15 protein-coding genes and 4 tRNA genes are annotated in these 17641 nt (G+C 38.7%); 18 read left to right on the forward strand and 1 reads right to left on the reverse strand.

What is annotated here, in order from left to right:
• Positions 1-181 precede the first annotated feature (181 nt).
• The 8 genes from ychF (at position 182) to dnaB (ending at position 7693) form a co-directional block, all read left to right on the forward strand.
• The gene (ychF, locus tag ABC255_RS00595; protein WP_412990891.1) at positions 182-1282 is read left to right on the forward strand and encodes a redox-regulated ATPase YchF; all 1101 of its coding nucleotides are present in this window, start codon (positions 182-184) and stop codon (positions 1280-1282) included.
• Between the two features lie 177 nt (positions 1283-1459).
• On the forward strand, positions 1460-1747 hold the full coding sequence (gene rpsF, locus ABC255_RS00600) for a 30S ribosomal protein S6 (RefSeq protein ID WP_045519104.1): 288 nt from the start codon (positions 1460-1462) through the stop codon (positions 1745-1747).
• 66 nt (positions 1748-1813) lie between these two features.
• Complete coding sequence (ssb, locus tag ABC255_RS00605; protein WP_412990892.1) at positions 1814-2344, forward strand: single-stranded DNA-binding protein; 531 nt, start codon at positions 1814-1816, stop codon at positions 2342-2344.
• A gap of 49 nt (positions 2345-2393) precedes the next feature.
• On the forward strand, positions 2394-2636 hold the full coding sequence (gene rpsR / locus ABC255_RS00610) for a 30S ribosomal protein S18 (RefSeq protein WP_221827735.1): 243 nt from the start codon (positions 2394-2396) through the stop codon (positions 2634-2636).
• Between the two features lie 125 nt (positions 2637-2761).
• The gene (locus ABC255_RS00615) at positions 2762-3706 is read left to right on the forward strand and encodes a YybS family protein (protein ID WP_412990893.1); all 945 of its coding nucleotides are present in this window, start codon (positions 2762-2764) and stop codon (positions 3704-3706) included.
• A gap of 26 nt (positions 3707-3732) precedes the next feature.
• A complete protein-coding gene (locus tag ABC255_RS00620) occupies positions 3733-5706 on the forward strand; it encodes a DHH family phosphoesterase (RefSeq protein WP_412990894.1) in 1974 nt (657 codons plus the stop codon).
• Positions 5703-6152: a 50S ribosomal protein L9 gene (rplI, locus tag ABC255_RS00625; RefSeq protein WP_335528586.1), complete on the forward strand. Its 450-nt coding sequence runs from the start codon at positions 5703-5705 to the stop codon at positions 6150-6152. Before ABC255_RS00620 ends, rplI begins: the two co-directional genes overlap by 4 nt.
• Positions 6153-6340: 188 nt before the next feature.
• Positions 6341-7693 (forward strand): replicative DNA helicase, encoded by a 1353-nt coding sequence (gene dnaB, locus ABC255_RS00630; protein ID WP_412990895.1) that lies wholly within the window; start codon positions 6341-6343, stop codon positions 7691-7693.
• 299 nt (positions 7694-7992) lie between these two features.
• On the opposite strand, the gene ABC255_RS00635 is transcribed toward dnaB, so the two are convergent.
• A complete protein-coding gene (locus ABC255_RS00635; RefSeq protein ID WP_412990896.1) occupies positions 7993-8889 on the reverse strand; it encodes a nuclease-related domain-containing protein in 897 nt (298 codons plus the stop codon).
• Between the two features lie 213 nt (positions 8890-9102).
• On the opposite strand from ABC255_RS00635, the gene ABC255_RS00640 reads away from it, so the two are divergent.
• The 10 genes from ABC255_RS00640 (at position 9103) to ABC255_RS00685 (ending at position 17631) form a co-directional block, all read left to right on the forward strand.
• Entirely contained in the window at positions 9103-10395 is a 1293-nt protein-coding gene (locus ABC255_RS00640; RefSeq protein ID WP_335528594.1) for an adenylosuccinate synthase, read from the forward strand.
• Positions 10396-10525: 130 nt separating this feature from the next.
• Positions 10526-10601, forward strand: a tRNA-Lys gene (locus tag ABC255_RS00645).
• An 86-nt stretch (positions 10602-10687) separates the two neighbouring features.
• Positions 10688-10759 (forward strand) — tRNA-Glu (locus ABC255_RS00650).
• Positions 10760-10827: 68 nt separating this feature from the next.
• Positions 10828-10904 (forward strand) — tRNA-Asp (locus ABC255_RS00655).
• 7 nt (positions 10905-10911) lie between these two features.
• Positions 10912-10984: transfer RNA gene (locus ABC255_RS00660), tRNA-Phe, on the forward strand.
• 392 nt (positions 10985-11376) lie between these two features.
• Positions 11377-12840 carry a peptidoglycan DD-metalloendopeptidase family protein gene (locus ABC255_RS00665; RefSeq protein WP_412990897.1) on the forward strand — a complete coding sequence of 488 codons (1464 nt, stop codon included), beginning with the start codon at positions 11377-11379 and terminating at the stop codon, positions 12838-12840.
• Between the two features lie 160 nt (positions 12841-13000).
• Positions 13001-13711, forward strand: a complete 711-nt coding sequence (gene yycF / locus ABC255_RS00670; RefSeq protein ID WP_335528599.1) for a response regulator YycF — start codon at positions 13001-13003, stop codon at positions 13709-13711.
• Positions 13712-13719: 8 nt separating this feature from the next.
• The gene (gene walK, locus ABC255_RS00675) at positions 13720-15540 is read left to right on the forward strand and encodes a cell wall metabolism sensor histidine kinase WalK (RefSeq protein ID WP_412990898.1); all 1821 of its coding nucleotides are present in this window, start codon (positions 13720-13722) and stop codon (positions 15538-15540) included.
• A complete protein-coding gene (locus tag ABC255_RS00680; RefSeq protein ID WP_412990899.1) occupies positions 15537-16859 on the forward strand; it encodes a YycH family regulatory protein in 1323 nt (440 codons plus the stop codon). The genes walK and ABC255_RS00680 overlap by 4 nt, the downstream gene beginning before the upstream one ends.
• The gene (locus ABC255_RS00685; protein ID WP_412990900.1) at positions 16846-17631 is read left to right on the forward strand and encodes a two-component system regulatory protein YycI; all 786 of its coding nucleotides are present in this window, start codon (positions 16846-16848) and stop codon (positions 17629-17631) included. Before ABC255_RS00680 ends, ABC255_RS00685 begins: the two co-directional genes overlap by 14 nt.
• The last annotated feature ends 10 nt before the right edge of the window (positions 17632-17641 follow it).

The raw sequence follows: 17641 nt of genomic DNA on the forward strand, positions 1-17641 counted from the left end.
TTTGATTGTCCAGCTCCAGCGCCTAGGGGCTCGTCTTATGCCTATCGCCCCTGACCAGTCGCTTCCGCTTTCCTTATTTTCTTGTCTTTTTTGCTAGTTATCTCTATAATTGTGAGAGGCTTTTTAATAATTTTTGGACGATATTTTTATAAATAGATATTTATCTTGAGGAGTGAATTTTATGGCATTAACAGCTGGAATTGTAGGTTTGCCGAATGTTGGCAAGTCTACATTATTTAATGCAATCACACAGGCTGGGGCTGAATCAGCCAACTATCCATTCTGTACCATTGATCCTAACGTGGGAATTGTAGAAGTTCCTGACCACCGCTTAACCAAATTAACGGAGCTGGTTCAACCAAAAAAGACCGTTCCTACTGCATTTGAATTTACCGATATAGCAGGTATTGTAAAGGGAGCGAGTAAAGGTGAAGGACTTGGTAATAAGTTCCTATCACACATCCGTCAAGTAGACGCCATTTGTCAGGTTGTCCGCTGTTTTGCAGACGATAACATTACTCACGTATCAGGAAAAGTAGATCCTATTTCCGATATCGAAGTCATTAACTTAGAGTTAATTCTTGCTGACATGGAGTCTGTTGAAAAAAGAATTAGCCGAGTTGAAAAACTAGCTAAGCAAAAAGATAAAGAGGCAGCCGCTGAATTTGAAGTACTTTCCATGCTCCGCGAAGCATTTGAAGCAGAAAAGCCAGCACGTACGGTTGAATTTACGGAAGAACAAATGAAAATTGCCAAAATGCTTCACCTTTTAACGATTAAGCCTGTTTTATATGTGGCTAACGTTGGTGAGGATGATGTAGCAGATCCATCAGGAAACGAATATGTTCAAAAAGTACGTGAATTTGCAGCAGCAGATAACGCTGAAGTAATTGTAGTTTGTGCAAAGATTGAGGAAGAAATTGCTGAACTTGAAGGCGATGAAAAGCAAATGTTCCTTGAGGAGCTTGGAATTGAAGAGTCCGGACTTGATCAATTAATTCGTGCGGCTTATAATTTGCTCGGATTAGCTACCTACTTTACAGCAGGTGTTCAGGAGGTTCGTGCATGGACGTTTATACATGGCATGAAGGCTCCACAATGTGCCGGTATCATTCACTCAGATTTTGAACGTGGATTTATTCGTGCAGAAACAGTCTCATTTGATGACCTATTAGCTGCAGGAAGTCATAATGCCGCTAAGGAAGCTGGAAAAGTCCGTTTAGAAGGAAAAGAGTATCTAGTAAAAGATGGAGATGTTATTCATTTCCGCTTTAATGTGTAAATGGCCAGCCTTGCGTTTGCAAGGCTTTTTACATGGGAAGACTTTTAAGGAAAAAAACTAGAAATAGTGAACAACCTTGCTTTTCATCATTAACTATGATAAAATCTTAACTTGTGAGTAATGAATAATTGCTCCTTGCCCTTTTAGGGCCGTTTAGACCAAAAGGAGGTGACTGTGATGAATAAGTACGAAATCATGTACATCATCCGCCCAAATATTGAAGATGAAGCGAAAAAAGCTCTTGTTGAGCGTTTCAACGGAATTCTTCTTGAAAACGGTGCGGAAACTGCTGAAACAAAAGATTGGGGTAAGCGTCGTTTAGCTTACGAAATCAACGATTTCCGTGATGGTTATTACGAAATCGTGAAAACTACATCTTCAGCTGACGCGGTACAAGAATTTTCTCGTCTTGCGAAAATCAGCGAAGATATCATTCGCCATTTAGTAATTAAAGAAGAAGCTTAATATAAATACATTTTGGTCGGATGTTTCACATGAAACATTCTCCGAAAAGAAAAGGAGTTGATTCTGATGATGAATCGTGTCGTGCTTGTTGGCCGTTTAACAAAAGATCCTGATTTGCGTTATACACCAAATGGGGTTCCTGTTGCTACCTTTACTTTAGCAGTTAACCGTCCGTTTTCTAGTCAGGCTGGTGAACGTGAAGCAGACTTTATTAATTGTGTTGTTTGGCGTAAACCAGCTGAAAATGTGGCAAACTTCTTAAAAAAAGGCAGTCTTGCAGGTGTTGATGGACGAATTCAAACCCGTAACTATGAAGGACAAGATGGTAAGCGTGTTTACGTTACTGAAGTTCAGGCAGAAAGTGTTCAATTTCTTGAACCTAAAAATGCATCTAGTGGCGGCGGCGGAAGAAGCGATAACGATCACTTCGGTGCACCTCCAAGGGAACCGCAAGGAAATCCATATGGCGGCGGCGGAAATCAGAATCAACGACAGTATCAAAACAATAACAATAATAAAGGTTTTACAAAAGTGGATGATGATCCGTTCGCAGGTAACGGTCAGATAGACATCTCCGATGATGATCTACCATTTTAACAAAAACCTTTTATAATTTGTTAATCATTTAATAAAGGAGGGAATTTTCATGGCAGGTGGAGGACGTAAAGGCGGTCGCGCGAAGCGCCGTAAAGTGTGCTATTTTACAGCAAATGGTATCACTCGCATCGATTATAAAGAAGTTGATTTACTTAAAAAGTTTATCTCTGAGCGTGGAAAGATCTTACCACGTCGTGTAACTGGTACTAGCGCTAAATATCAGCGTAAACTAACAGTTGCAATCAAACGTGCACGTCAAATGGCATTATTACCATTCGTTGCAGGGGAATAAATCGAATTAGAGCAGCTGGGGGGAACCCTTGCTGCTTTTTCTTTTTATATTGCAGATTTGTTGAATAGGAGAGCGTAACTGGCTAAAATTAAGAAATAGGCTTTTGAAATGATTGAGGTGAAGTAGTGAAAAATGTACGTAAATTAACTGAAGGCGCAATCCTTTTAGCAGCCTTTGCTGTTTTATTATTACTAACAATTTATGTCCCGTTTCTAGGGATGATTGTAAACTTATTTTTAGCAGTGCCATTTATGCTCTTTGCAGCCAAGAATGACGGAAAGAGTATCGTTGTTTTTATTGTGGCATCCCTTCTCCTATCGTTTATTGTAGGCACGATTATGTCGCTGCCATTAACGCTTGCATATGGGACAACAGGTGTCGCAATCGGCTACTTAATTCAGAAACAAAAGAACATGGGTGTTTTATTCATTACAGGTTCTCTTGTCTTTTTAGTCAATTTAATTATTATTTATGTTGCGAGTATCGTTCTCTTTAAAGTCGATATGATTACTGAAATGATTGAAATAATGCGGGAATCACTAAACGTTTCGGCGGACTTACTAAAGAATTTTGGGAATACACAAGACTCTGAAAAGGTGTTGGAACAATTTAATAATGGATTAAACTTGATTAAAACATTAATTCCCACTTTATTTGTTCTCTCGTCTTTTTTTATTGTATTCATTATGCAGCTTATATCCTTTCCCATCATAAAGAGATTCGGAGTTAAGGTTGAAAAATGGAAAAGCTTTAAAGAGATATCACTTCCAAAAAGTTTATTATATTACTTTCTCCTTACCTTGCTAATTAATATGTTGATGAATCCTGAAGAGGGCAGCTTTTGGTATATGGCCATCATCAATATGACCTATATTCTTCAATTCCTGATAATCCTGCAAGGATATACATTTATCTTTTATTACTTCGATAAAAAGGGGTTTTCGAAGGCCATTTCTATTACAATAGCGATTGTCTCTTTTCTCATTCCAATTTTCCTTTATATTGTGGGGATATTAGGTATAATTGATTTAGGCTTTGATTTACGAAAAGGCTTTAATAAAAAAGAGTGATGACTACTGTTTAGGAGCTGAAAAAATTGCCTGCATTTATTGAAAAACGCTCGATTCGATACCCTTTTTACGGGCTAATAGGCATTACAGTAGTGCTGCTCATTGTTCTGGGCTACTATAATTGGATACTTAGCTTAGTGGGCTTGTTTCTCCTCATTCCGCCGCTGTACTATATGATAGTGATTGAATCCAGCCAAAGAAAAGAGATGGAAGAGTATATCTCAACCCTATCGTACCGCGTGAAAAGGGTCGGCGAAGAAGCACTGATGGAAATGCCGATTGGAATTATGCTCATCAATGATGATTACTTTATAGAGTGGACAAATCCGTTTCTATCCTCTTATTTTGATGAAGACACCCTTATTGGTAAGTCTCTCTACGAAATTGCAGATACGTTGATACCATTAATAAAGCAAGAGGTTGGCACTGAAATTATTACACTTCATGAGCGGAAATTCCGCGTCATTCTTAAAAGCGAGGAAAAGCTCCTTTATTTCTTTGATGTCACAGAACAAAAAGAAATTGAAAAAATGTACCATGATGAACGCACTGTTATCGCCATTATCTTTTTAGATAATTACGATGAATTAACACAAGGAATGGATGACCAAATGCGTGGAAGCATTAACAATTTGGTTACTTCGACCTTAAATAAATGGGCTCAGGATAATGGAATTTTTCTTAAAAGAATTTCTTCTGAGCGTTTTATCGCTGTTTTTAATGAAGCGATTCTCCAGCTGCTGGAAAAAGGAAAATTCACAGTCCTTGATGAAGTAAGAGAAATGACATCTAAGCAGAATATCTCCTTTACATTAAGTATCGGTGTAGGTGCTGGGACTCCTTCTCTGCCTGAGTTGGGCGTATTAGCACAGTCAAGTTTGGATTTAGCCCTGGGACGAGGCGGCGATCAGGTTGCGATCAAACATCCAAATGGTAAAGTGAAATTTTTTGGCGGCAAAACAAATCCAGTTGAAAAACGGACAAGAGTACGTGCCCGCGTCATTTCCCATGCATTAAAGGATTTAATTACCGCAAGTGATAAGGTTATTATAATGGGACATAAAAATCCCGATATGGATTCTATTGGCTCTTCCATTGGTATTTACAAGGTAGCGCAGATGAATCAAAAAGATGCCTACATAGTTTTAAACTTTCAAGAAATGGATGGTGCTGTTCAAAGGCTGATGGAAGAAATCCGCCATCAAGAGCAATTATTTTCTCGATTTATTGGCCCAGAAGAGGCATTGGAAATTTCCACCGAAAAAACATTATTGGTAATCGTGGATACCCATAAACCTGCGCTAGTAATCGAAGAACGACTTCTTAATAGAATTGATAACGTCGTTGTTATCGACCATCATCGCCGCGGGGAAGAATTTATCGAAAATCCAGTTCTTGTTTATATGGAGCCATACGCATCTTCTACAGCGGAGCTTGTTACCGAATTTCTTGAATACCAGCCCAAACGCGGTAAAATAGAAATGATAGAGGCCACTGCACTACTCGCGGGAATCGTGGTGGATACAAAAAGTTTTACCTTACGGACAGGTGCCAGGACCTTTGATGCTGCCTCCTATCTAAGAGGTCAAGGGGCAGATACCATTCTCGTGCAGAAATTTTTAAAAGAAAGCGTTAATACCTATATTAAGAGGTCTAAGTTAATTGAATCTGTTGCCTTTTACCGCGATGGAATTGCCATTGCGAAAGGGGAAGAAAATGAGCTTCATGATCAAGTTCTTCTTGCCCAAGCCGCAGATACACTCCTAACGATGGATGGTGTAGCTGCCTCGTTTGTCATTGCAAAACGTAATGAGGGGCTTATTGGAATTAGTGCCAGATCACTTGGCAATGTCAATGTTCAAGTAATCATGGAAAAGCTTCATGGCGGCGGCCACCTGACAAATGCAGCTACCCAGCTGACAGGTATCTCAGTATCAGAAGCAGAAAGACAATTAAAGCTAGCAATTGAAGACTATTTTGAAGGTGGGAAAAAGGAATGAAAGTAATTTTTCTAAAAGATGTTAAAGGAAAAGGAAAAAAAGGTGAAGTAAAAAATGTGGCGGATGGCTATGCACATAATTTCTTAATTAAGCAGGGTCTTGCGATTGAAGCAAATAATACAAACATCAGTACGTTAGAAGGTCAAAAGAAAAAGGAAGACAAACGTGCAGCAGAAGAACTTGAGGAAGCTAAACAGCTAGGAGTACAGTTAGAAAAAATTACTGTTGAGCTATCTGCTAAAGCAGGTGAAGGCGGCCGCCTTTTCGGTTCGATCACAACAAAACAAATTGCGGAAGAACTTCAAAAGAAACACGGAATTAAAATCGATAAACGTAAAATGGAATTAGCAGACGCAATTCGTACCTTAGGCCATACCAAGGTTCCAGTTAAACTTCATCATGAAGTTCTAGCTACGTTAACAGTTCATGTTAAAGAGGTAAAGTAATTTCCAGTTCAAATTTTAGCTAAACATGTTAAAATAATAAAAGTTAATCAAAGAAAAGCGAACTAACTTTTTCAAAAAATGATGTGATCGGTCGAGACTGGTCACTTTTCTTTATTATTGACATATTTCGGTTTAAAACTATTACTATATATAATTTATCCTCTTCACAATAGGAGGTTTTTTGATAGATGAATAATGATGTATATGCAGACCGTCTGCCACCGCAAAATATTGAAGCCGAACAAGCTGTCTTAGGTGCGATTTTCTTAGAGCCCTCTGCTTTAACTGTGGCTTCGGAAATCTTGATACCAGAGGATTTCTATCGCGCCTCTCACCAAAAGATATTTAATGCCATGCTGAAGCTGAACGACGAAGGTAAGGTAGTTGACCTTGTCACGGTAACCGAGGAATTAGCGGCAGCGAAGCTAATTGAAGATACAGGCGGAGTGAGTTATTTAAGTGAATTGGCGAGCTCTGTGCCAACAGCAGCTAATATTGAATATTATGCTAGAATCGTAGAAGAAAAGTCTTTGTTACGACGTTTAATCCGAACTGCTACTGAAATTGCTTCAGATGGTTATGCTCGTGAAGACGAAGTAGAAGCACTTTTAAGCGAGGCTGAAAAAAATATCCTTGCTGTCGCACAGCGGAAAAATGCTGGAGCGTTCCACAATATTAAAGATGTCCTTGTTCGTACGTATGACAATATTGAGCAAATGCACCAAAGTGCTGGGGAAATTACCGGTCTTGAGACAGGATTTATTGAGCTTGACCGAATGACCGCAGGATTTCAGCGCAATGACTTAATCATTGTTGGCGCCCGTCCTTCCGTAGGTAAAACCGCGTTTGCCTTAAATATCGCACAAAATGTTGCGCAAAAAACAGGTGAGAATATCGCGATCTTTAGTCTTGAGATGGGAGCAGAGCAGCTTGTCATGCGTCTCCTCTGTGCCGAAGGGAATATCGATGCACAAAGGCTTCGTACTGGTACACTAACCGATGATGACTGGGGCAAACTGACGATGGCGATGGGGAGTCTTTCAAACACAGGTATCTTTATTGATGATACTCCAGGGGTAAGAATAAGTGATATTCGTTCCAAGTGCCGCCGTTTAAAACAAGAGCACGGTTTAGGAATGATTTTAATAGACTACTTACAGCTTATTTTAGGTAGCGGCCGTGCTGGCGAAAATCGTCAGCAGGAAGTATCGGAAATCTCCCGTTCCCTCAAGCAATTAGCCCGTGAGCTGAAGGTTCCCGTTATTGCCTTGTCTCAGCTTTCCCGTGGTGTCGAGCAGCGTCAGGACAAACGTCCGATGATGTCCGATATTCGTGAATCCGGTTCGATCGAGCAGGATGCCGATATCGTTGCCTTCTTATACCGTGATGATTACTATGATAAAGAATCCGAGAATAAAAACATCATCGAAATCATCATCGCCAAACAGCGTAACGGTCCAACTGGCACTGTCTCACTAGCGTTTGTAAAAGAATACAATAAATTCGTAAACTTGGAGACACGGTACGATCCAAGTGCGTAGAGGACTCAGCCAAACTTTTGGCTGGGTTTTTTTGTTAAGGATTTTTTAAAAAAAAGGTAATTAAGTTTTTTTGTTTCCCTTCAAAAGAAAAAAGGATGGCTGGAGGGAATCAAAAGGAGTCTTTGGTTCCCTTCAGTAGGGAAAAGACGGGTTCGAGGGAAACAAAAGAAGTTTTTGGTTCCCTTCAGTAGGGAAAAGACGGGTTTGAGGGAAACAAAAGAAGTTTTTGGTTCCCCTCAAAAGGAATAAGCGGGCTTGGTGGGAATCAAAGAAGTCCCAGGTTTCTGCATAATAGAAATTCAAACATAATGGGCAGATGTTCTATGTCCTACAAGTTTAAAGTATTTTGATAGGACCCTTCTTATCACTTTCTTCGATTTGACTCCACCGCACCAGTCGTAAATATTATTTGTTGTTAACTTTCTATCCGGGAATAGTAACGAAAATTCCTTAACACTCCTCAAAACAGCCGCTTCTACCTCCTCTACGCGCCCACACTTACTACATATCAATGTCACATCAGTAAAAAATGTCTTATCGTTGGGACAAATAATACCTTTCTTTAATTGCTCATAGTTATAGGGCGGCAACCGTTTATAGGGAGATTCCTCAATATGCAGAGCGTTTAGCTTTTCGGCTATTTGATAATGTTTTTTATTAAGTTTTACTGGTCTGGTATTTAACTTTTTCAAAAAGCGGTTAAGTTGTGCAGGGAAAATAATCGCAGGATGGTTCGAGCTTGTGTATAAGTGGAATTCAGGGTTGATGAAAATTAGGTAGGATTCGATTGGAATATTGAAGCCTAAATCTTGCTGGAGTCTTTGAAGTAAGGTTTCACATCTTTCTAATTGGTGCAAAGGGTTCTTTTCAGGCTTTCCAGAAGGTGTATACCATTTATCATCTTTTATGGAATGATCTCCTTCAAAGGTTTTAATATCTAAGAGATAAATTTTCTCATAGGCAATAATTAAGGTATCAATTTGGAAAGTTGAACCATTATATTCGAGTAATAAATGATTAAGAATAAGCCACTCGTCTGTTAATCCCCTGAGCCAAATATCACTTTTGAGCTCTCCTTCGTAGCCTTTTATAAGGTTTGTGTAGTTAAATTCCTCTTCATTAGTAAATTTTTTTCGGGCATGTAGGTAATGTAATAAGATTAATTCTAGCATTTCTGGCCGCGGTCTAAATAACATATAACACTTCCTCATTATTATTTTAGTAAAACTCTAATACCTATTTTATGGAAAAATCAAAACCAATACAAGCTAGATTCATAAATTAATATTTTACGAACATATTTTAATAACTTTATATAAATCGTTCGTGTTTAATTGACTTTTACCCATGAAAATTGGTAAACTTGTCTGTGGAAAAAAGAAATGCGTATATAATTTGGAGGTGCCTTTATGACATCAGTAGTGGTAGTTGGTACACAATGGGGAGACGAAGGAAAGGGTAAAATTACTGATTTTCTTTCGGAGAATGCAGAAGCAATTGCTCGTTATCAAGGTGGAAATAACGCTGGCCATACGATTAAGTTCAACGGTGAAACATATAAGTTACACCTGATTCCATCAGGAATTTTTTATAAAGAAAAAGTCTGTGTGATTGGAAATGGAATGGTTGTGGATCCAAAAGCGCTTGTAGCAGAGCTTGCTTACTTGCATGAAAAGGGAGTTACAACGGATAACCTTCGTATTAGCAACCGAGCACATGTAATCCTTCCTTACCATTTAAAGCTTGATGTTGTTGAGGAAGAAAGCAAGGGTGCCAATAAAATTGGAACCACGAAAAAAGGAATTGGACCTGCTTATATGGATAAAGCAGCTCGTGTCGGTATCAGAATCGCTGACCTTCTTGAGCGTGACGTTTTTGAAGAAAAGCTTGAACGAAACCTGGCTGAAAAAAATCGTTTATTTGAACGTATTTATGAAACTACAGGGTTCACAAAAGAAGAAATTTTAGACGAATACTTTGAATATGGACAGCAAATTAAACAATATGTTTGTGATACATCCGTCGTATTAAATGACGCTTTAGATGATGGTAAACGAGTTTTATTTGAAGGCGCTCAGGGTGTTATGTTGGATATTGACCAAGGTACGTACCCGTTTGTAACTTCTTCAAATCCAGTTGCAGGCGGCGTTACGATTGGTTCTGGTGTAGGTCCATCAAAAATTACCCATGTTGTGGGTGTTTGTAAGGCATATACCTCCCGTGTAGGTGACGGACCGTTCCCAACTGAATTACATGATGAAATCGGCAGCCAAATCCGTGAAGTCGGCCGTGAATACGGTACAACCACAGGACGTCCACGCCGTATTGGCTGGTTCGACAGTGTCGTTGTTCGTCATGCACGTCGTGTCAGCGGCTTAACTGATCTGTCATTGAATTCAATTGATGTATTATCAGGAATTGAAACATTGAAGATTTGTACAGCATACAGCTATAAAGGTGAATTAATTACCGAATATCCTGCAAGTTTAAAGGTATTAAGTGAATGTGAGCCTGTTTATGAAGAACTTCCAGGCTGGACTGAGGATATTACAGGAGTTAAATCGTTAGATGAATTACCTGTTAATGCGCGCCATTATGTTGAGCGGGTAACGCAGCTTACTGGAATACCATTAACGACATTCTCTGTAGGACCAGACCGCAATCAAACAAATGTTGTTCGCAGTCCTTGGAGACAAATTTAAGCATGAAAAAGCCCTCGATTTCTGGGGGCTTTAACTTTTAAAAAACTTTTTTTAAAAAAGTATTGCACTATATGTACAAGCCATGATATTATAAAAAGCGTCGTCACGAACGAGACAAACATCTTAGTGAGAGCCATTAGCTCAGTTGGTAGAGCATCTGACTTTTAATCAGAGGGTCGAAGGTTCGAGTCCTTCATGGCTCACCAAGTTTTTTTGCGATAGCAAAATAAACTTCCGCTCGCGATAGCGAAAATAACTTTCCATTTTGCGACAGCAAAATAATTTTCAATATGGCCCCTTGGTCAAGTGGTTAAGACACCTCCCTTTCACGGAGGTAACACGGGTTCGAATCCCGTAGGGGTCATTGGCATTTGATTGTTGGCAAGTGATTGGCAAGTCCGGTCTCCTTGCTGACGATCAATACTAAAAAATGGTCTGGTAGTTCAGTTGGTTAGAATGCCTGCCTGTCACGCAGGAGGTCGCGGGTTCGAGTCCCGTCCAGACCGCCATACATATGGCTCAGTAGCTCAGTCGGTAGAGCAAAGGACTGAAAATCCTTGTGTCGGCGGTTCGATTCCGTCCTGAGCCATTATAAAGGGGAAGCTTACAAATTGTGAGCTTCTTTTTTATTTGTCATAAATGTAATGCCGTCGTAATGAAAAAACCAAATATTTACATATCATTATCGAAGCTTGTCTCATTTTGTAAAATGTGGTCAAATCCTAATGCCTACTAGAAACGTTGGTATAATAACTTTTACCTACGTATATAGGAGAAATAGCATATTGAAATCACTCTGAGTCCAACTCCTATGAATGTAGTAAAATGTCAGGTATTATACAATTTTGTTACATTATAAAGACTATTCGTTATTTAATTTAAAATTATGGTAAAGTTATAGAGTAGAAAAAGAGGGAAATTTCACTTGTGGTAATAAAGTACTAGATTAAGAGAGTTGTTTCCGTAATTTAGGAGGTTCCAATGTTATCTTTTAATAAAGGAAAAAAATCAAGTAAATTAGCGAAAAAACAATCCTTGAAAACTGCTGTTATGACAGCGTTTGCAGCATCTGCATTAATCTTTAGCAGTGTGTCTGCTAGTGCTGCTGGATCAGTTAAATTAACAACGGTTTACCATGTATACAATAATCAACAATATATAGGCACTGTTTCTAATAAGGAAGTTGTTGAAAAAATTGTCGAAGAAAAGGCGGCTCAGTTTCAAGAATCCACCAAGGATTTAAACTTAGAGTTCGGCTCAGATATTGAGTACATAAAAGAACAAGTTTTTCACTCAACAGCGAATGATACAAAAACCATTCAAAATCTTGAGAGTTCGATTCAGCTTCAAGCTGAAGCTTCCTCCATTGTCATTGATGGACAGCCCGTTGCTTTCGTAGAAAACCAAGAAACTGCTGAAAATGTTATTAAACAACTTAAGCTTCAGTTTGTAACACAGGAACAACTAGATGAAGTAGAAGCAAGAAAATCTGCACCTGCAGCTGAGTTACCTCCCTTGCAAGATAATGAAACTCGTATATTAGACGTAAGAGTATCGAAAAATGTTTCATTTGATTTAGAAAGTGTTACGCCAGACAAAATTATGTCTGCAGAAGAAGCAGTTACATTTCTACAAAAGGGTACCTTAGAAGAAAAAAAATATGTGGCACAATCAGGTGATGTTCTAGGAACAATTGCCAATAATCATGGATTAGCATTAGCAGACTTTCTTGCTTTAAATCCAGGTCTTACAGAAGATTCTGTTGTAAATATTGGTCAAGAGGTTAATGTGACGGCTTTAAAGCCATACCTTGAAATTATCGTTGAAAAAGAAGAAAATCGAAAAGAAGCGATTGCATTTGAAAATCAAGTAGTTGAAGACGGTAATATGCCAAAAGGCGAAACAAAAGTTCAGCAAGAAGGTAAAGATGGAGAACGCACTGTAAATTATCGTATTTCAACACAAAACGGAGTAACCGTCAGCAATGTGGTCACAAGCGAGGCTGTACTTACGGAGCCTGTTGCGTACATTGTTGTAAAGGGAACAAAGGTGATTCCTTCACGTGGTACTGGAAATCTTGCATGGCCAACCGTTGGAGGCTATATTTCCAGCCAGCAAGGTCAGAGATGGGGTAGGGCCCACAAAGGAATTGATATTGCTAGACCTAGCAATAGAACGATAAAGGCTGCAGATAATGGCAAGGTTGTATCTGCGGGAAATGGTGGCGACGGTTATGGTAACAAAATCGTAATTGATCATGAAAATGGTCTTCGTACTGTATATGCTCACCTAGATTCAATTGGTGTAAGTGTAGGACAAACGGTTTCACAAGGGTCAGCTATTGGTGTAATGGGTTCAACTGGTAACTCAACAGGAGTTCACTTGCATTTTGAAGTTTACAAAAATGGAGCCCTACAAAATCCTTTAAATTACGTTCATCAATAATTATACATCTACAAAAGAGTCTCTACTGTACTAGAGGCTCTTTTGGTGTTAAATACTACTAATAGATGAATTACTGCTGAAACCATGGTAAAGTAAACTAGAGTAGGAATGCCATTTAGTTATTCAATATATTACTTTTAATAATAAAGGAGCAATGGGTATGGAAAAGAAAATTCTCGTAGTGGATGATGAAAAACCGATTGCGGATATTTTGCAGTTTAACTTAAAAAAAGAGGGTTACGATGTTTACAGTGCCTATGATGGAAATGAAGCTCTTGTAATGGTAGAAGAAGTACAGCCAGACTTAATTCTCTTAGATATTATGCTTCCGTTAAAGGATGGAATGGAAGTTTGCCGTGAAGTCCGCAAGAAATATGATATGCCGATTATTATGCTGACTGCAAAAGATTCTGAAATAGATAAGGTATTAGGACTTGAGCTTGGTGCGGATGATTATGTTACGAAGCCTTTTAGCACGAGAGAGTTAATTGCCCGAGTAAAGGCAAATTTACGCCGTCATCAAGTGGTGGTCGCTCAAACGGATGAGGAAGTGGAAACAAATGAGATTGAGATTGGTTCCCTTACGATCCATCCAAACGCCTACGTGGTTTCAAAACGCGGGGAGACCATTGAATTAACTCATCGTGAATTTGAACTGCTTTACTATTTAGCAAAACATATTGGACAGGTAATGACTAGGGAACACCTGTTACAAACGGTATGGGGTTATGATTATTATGGAGATGTTCGGACAGTAGACGTAACGGTTCGCCGCCTACGTGAAAAGATTGAAGATAATCCAAGCCACCCTACGTGGATTGTTACCCGCAGAGGAGTGGGCTACTATTTGCGTAACCCTGATCAGGAGTAGTGCCTTACATGAATAAGGTTAGTTTTTTTCGCTCTATACACGTCAAATTCGTCATTATCTATGTCCTGCTTATTTTAGTGGCGATGCAGATAATTGGCGTTTATTTTGTTAGGCAGCTGGAAGAAACATTAAGGACAAATTTTCAAAATTCCTTAAAGGAACGTGTCAATTTACTGGCCTATAATGTGGTTGAAGAGATGGAAAAGAAAAGAACTCATGAAGACCCTACCCTTGAAGATGAAATCAGGAAAATACTTCGTGATTTTGAATCGGCCGATATTTTTGAAGTGAGGGTGATTGAGGGGGAATCCCGAAAAATTATTGGAACCTCCGATCCAAACCAGGTTGTTGTTGGTCAGAGAGACACAAACTTGCGGATTACCCAGTCAATCAATCTTGGAGAAGATTTGAGCAGTATCTTAATTGGAAACGGCGGTCATCGAATTTGGGTGCTGTCAACTCCGATAAAATCAGGAAATGCCGTCATTGGGGCCATTTATCTAGAAGCGAAAATTGAAAATGTGTTTACCCAAATGAAAACCATCAATCGTATTTTTGCGACAGGGACGGGAATTGCGTTAGCGATTACAGCTATCTTGGGAATCCTTTTAGCTCAGACCATCACCAGACCGATTGTAGATATGAGAAAGCAAGCATTGGCGATGGCGAAGGGGAACTTTTCACGAAAAGTAAAGGTATACGGTCAGGATGAAATTGGGACCTTAGCGGTTACCTTTAATAATTTAACGAAAAAGCTTCAGGAAGCACAGGCCATGACGGAAGGGGAAAGAAGAAAGCTCTCATCTGTCTTATCTTATATGACAGATGGTGTCATTGCGACAGACCGGAAAGGCCGTGTCATATTAATCAATGACCCTGCGGCAGAGATGTTGAATGTTTCACGTGAAACAGTTCTCTCGCAGCCAATCGTTTCTTTATTAGGGTTAACGGATACAAATACGTTTGAAGATTTGTTAGAAGAAAAAGAATCGTTAATTCTTGATTATAGTACAAAAAAGGAACCTTATATCCTCCGTGCTAACTTCTCAGTGATTCAAAAAGAGACTGGATTTGTTAACGGTTTGATTGCAGTCCTTCATGATATAACGGACCAGGAGAAAATTGATGCGGAAAGAAGAGAGTTTGTGGCAAATGTGTCGCATGAATTAAGAACTCCGCTCACGACGATGAGAAGCTACTTAGAGGCGCTTGCCGATGGTGCATGGAAGGATGAAGACATTGCCCCTAATTTTTTAGAGGTAACGAGGACTGAAACAGAAAGAATGATTCGGTTGGTCAATGACCTCCTTCAACTATCTAAATTAGACAGCACAGATTATCGACTTAACAAAGAATGGGTCAACTTTGTTGATTTTTATCATCGAATAATTGATCGCTTCGAAATGGCAAAGGAACAAAATGTTAGCTTCAAAAGGGAGCTGCCGACTCATGCTATCTTTGTAGAAATAGATGAAGATAAAATGACCCAAGTTCTTTACAATATTATATCGAATGCACTTAAGTATTCTCCTGAAGGCGGCCAAGTTACTTTCTCAATAAAAGAAGAGGAAGAAAAAATTATCGTCAGTGTTTCGGATCAAGGTATGGGCATTCCAAAGGAGAATATCAGTAAAATCTTTGACCGTTTTTATCGTGTTGATAAAGCGAGGACACGAAAGTTAGGCGGAACAGGATTAGGTTTGGCTATTGCAAAAGAGATGGTTAATGTTCATGGGGGCATGATTTGGGCTGTAAGTGAAGAGGGGAAGGGAACCGAAATTTTCTTTTCGCTCCCATATGAGCAATCGGAAGAGGATGAATGGTCATGAAATATGAAAATAGTAAATCAGTGATCTTAACTTTTCTCATTCTGATTAGTATTGTTTTAACTTGGAATCTTTGGACGTACCAGCCTAATTTTGACATGTTGGAAAATGGAAATATTGTTGAAGAGGTAACGTTAAAAGAAAAACGGGAACTTCATCAGATTATTAGTCCGGATCTTGTTCTTTTCCATCGTAATGGTCAGCATTTTGGTACCACAGATGCTGGAAGCCTTAATGAACTGATGAGTGAATTAAGGCAATGGTCTATCTATGACGTGGAAGATTATTCGGAGAATGTAGAGGACATTAAAGAATTAGTCCATGGAAATGGAAATGCAGAACTTGTATTTCCTGCCGATATCCCCATTGAAATTTATCGAAGTGTATTGAAGTTCGAGGAGAAAAGAATTCCTGCATTCAATTTTAATCGGATCGTTGTGAATGTTGAGAATTCTGAAAAGGGAAATGGTACGGTTTACTTTGTTTCTTCTGATTATCAGCATGTGTACATCAGTCATATATCTCCCAGTTTATTAAACGAATTTAACAAGAACTTTTATAAAAATGCAGAGCAGTATCAGCATTATTTTCCATTTGAAGCGACTGATCAGCGTACGGTCTATATCCCTGATGGAAAGCTGGAAATGATGGAATATACCTATTTACCTGTTGTCTTAAACTCAGATGCTTTCAAAGAAGCATTGTTTAGTGAACCCAAATTTGTACAAAGGGGCACCGTTTCTGGAGTAGAAGAATTTAGTGACGTATCAAGTAAAATGACGGTTAATAACGAAACCAATATGCTGCTCTATGTAAACCCTACAGGAGAGTCCAATTATGTGGACAACTCTTATGATCTTTTAAAGAGAAGTATTGATTTTATTAATGGACATGGAGGCTGGACAGACCCTTATCGTTATGTAGCAAAGGATGAAAAAAGGAAATCTGTTAAGTTCCGTTTATATAGTATCGAAGGGTATCCCGTCTTTAATGAAAGTGGAATGTCAGAAATTGAGGAAGTATGGGGCAGAGATGAAATAACGAAATATGTAAGACCCAATATATCCTTAGAGCTTCCATTAACAACAGAAATGGAAAAAGTAACCCTTCCAACCGGTTCTTCTGCATTGGAATTTCTCAAAAGCCGAAAAAATTTTAAACCGGAATTACTAGAACAACTCGTGTTAGGATACCGGATGTCAAAGGATACAAGTGAAAATAAACTAATCCTCCTAGAGCCAGCTTGGTTTTATCGATATAACCAGACATGGGGACAAATCACAAAAGAAGACCTGGGGGGATTGTTACGTGGATTGGAGTAAAATTAAAACAATTTTTATCATCACGTTTTTGATTTTAGACGTCTACCTCTTATTTCAGTTTATGAAAATCCGGGATGCTAATAAATATGAATATATTACGCCAACTTCAATTGAAGAAGTGCTGAAGATAGATGAAATCAGCTATAAAGAACTGCCAAAGGGTCCATTTAAGGATCAGTATCTAAGCGCAAAGCCCAAGTTGTTTACGAAGGATGATAGTACAAAACTAAAGGGGCAAACAACGGCTCTAAAGGAACCTAGTACGTCTCTGCAGGTAAAATTGGATAAACCAATTTCTTTAAACGCAAAATTTGAGGCAGCTGATATTACTTCTTTTATTAAGGATAATGTATTGTATGGTGACCAATATCAATTTTGGAAAAAAGATGATAAAAAGAACACCATCACCTACTTTCAACAATATGGCAATATGACTTTATATGAAAATTTGAGTGGAATGATTACGTTTCATATTGACGACAAAAATCAAATTGCGTCTTATGAACAAACCTATTTAGAGGATATAGAAAAAATGACAGAAAAGGAGGAAATCCTCCCTCCTTTGAAGGCACTAGAAACCTTGTACCAAAAAGGTATGCTGAAGCCAAAAAGCAAAATTACAAAAGTTGAACTCGGCTATTCATCATTAATTCAGCTTTCTGCTTCGCAAGCATTAGCGCCCACATGGCGGTTTGTGGTGGATGATAATCAAAGTCTTTTTGTTAATGCATTAGAAGGACAGATTATAGAATTTAACAGCGATGGAAATTAGATATGGAGTG

The organism is Neobacillus canaveralius (genome assembly GCF_047237705.1).
GTDB lineage: Bacteria > Bacillota > Bacilli > Bacillales > Cytobacillaceae > Neobacillus > Neobacillus niacini_K.

Coding starts and splice junctions, on each gene's coding strand:
- ychF (WP_412990891.1), top strand. CDS start 182: ATGGCATTAACAGCTGGAATTGTAGGTTTGCCGAATGTTGGCAAGTCT.
- rpsF (WP_045519104.1), top strand. CDS start 1,460: ATGAATAAGTACGAAATCATGTACATCATCCGCCCAAATATTGAAGAT.
- ssb (WP_412990892.1), top strand. CDS start 1,814: ATGATGAATCGTGTCGTGCTTGTTGGCCGTTTAACAAAAGATCCTGAT.
- rpsR (WP_221827735.1), top strand. CDS start 2,394: ATGGCAGGTGGAGGACGTAAAGGCGGTCGCGCGAAGCGCCGTAAAGTG.
- rplI (WP_335528586.1), top strand. CDS start 5,703: ATGAAAGTAATTTTTCTAAAAGATGTTAAAGGAAAAGGAAAAAAAGGT.
- dnaB (WP_412990895.1), top strand. CDS start 6,341: ATGAATAATGATGTATATGCAGACCGTCTGCCACCGCAAAATATTGAA.
- ABC255_RS00635 (WP_412990896.1), bottom strand. CDS start 8,889: ATGTTATTTAGACCGCGGCCAGAAATGCTAGAATTAATCTTATTACAT.
- ABC255_RS00640 (WP_335528594.1), top strand. CDS start 9,103: ATGACATCAGTAGTGGTAGTTGGTACACAATGGGGAGACGAAGGAAAG.
- ABC255_RS00665 (WP_412990897.1), top strand. CDS start 11,377: ATGTTATCTTTTAATAAAGGAAAAAAATCAAGTAAATTAGCGAAAAAA.
- yycF (WP_335528599.1), top strand. CDS start 13,001: ATGGAAAAGAAAATTCTCGTAGTGGATGATGAAAAACCGATTGCGGAT.
- walK (WP_412990898.1), top strand. CDS start 13,720: ATGAATAAGGTTAGTTTTTTTCGCTCTATACACGTCAAATTCGTCATT.
- ABC255_RS00680 (WP_412990899.1), top strand. CDS start 15,537: ATGAAATATGAAAATAGTAAATCAGTGATCTTAACTTTTCTCATTCTG.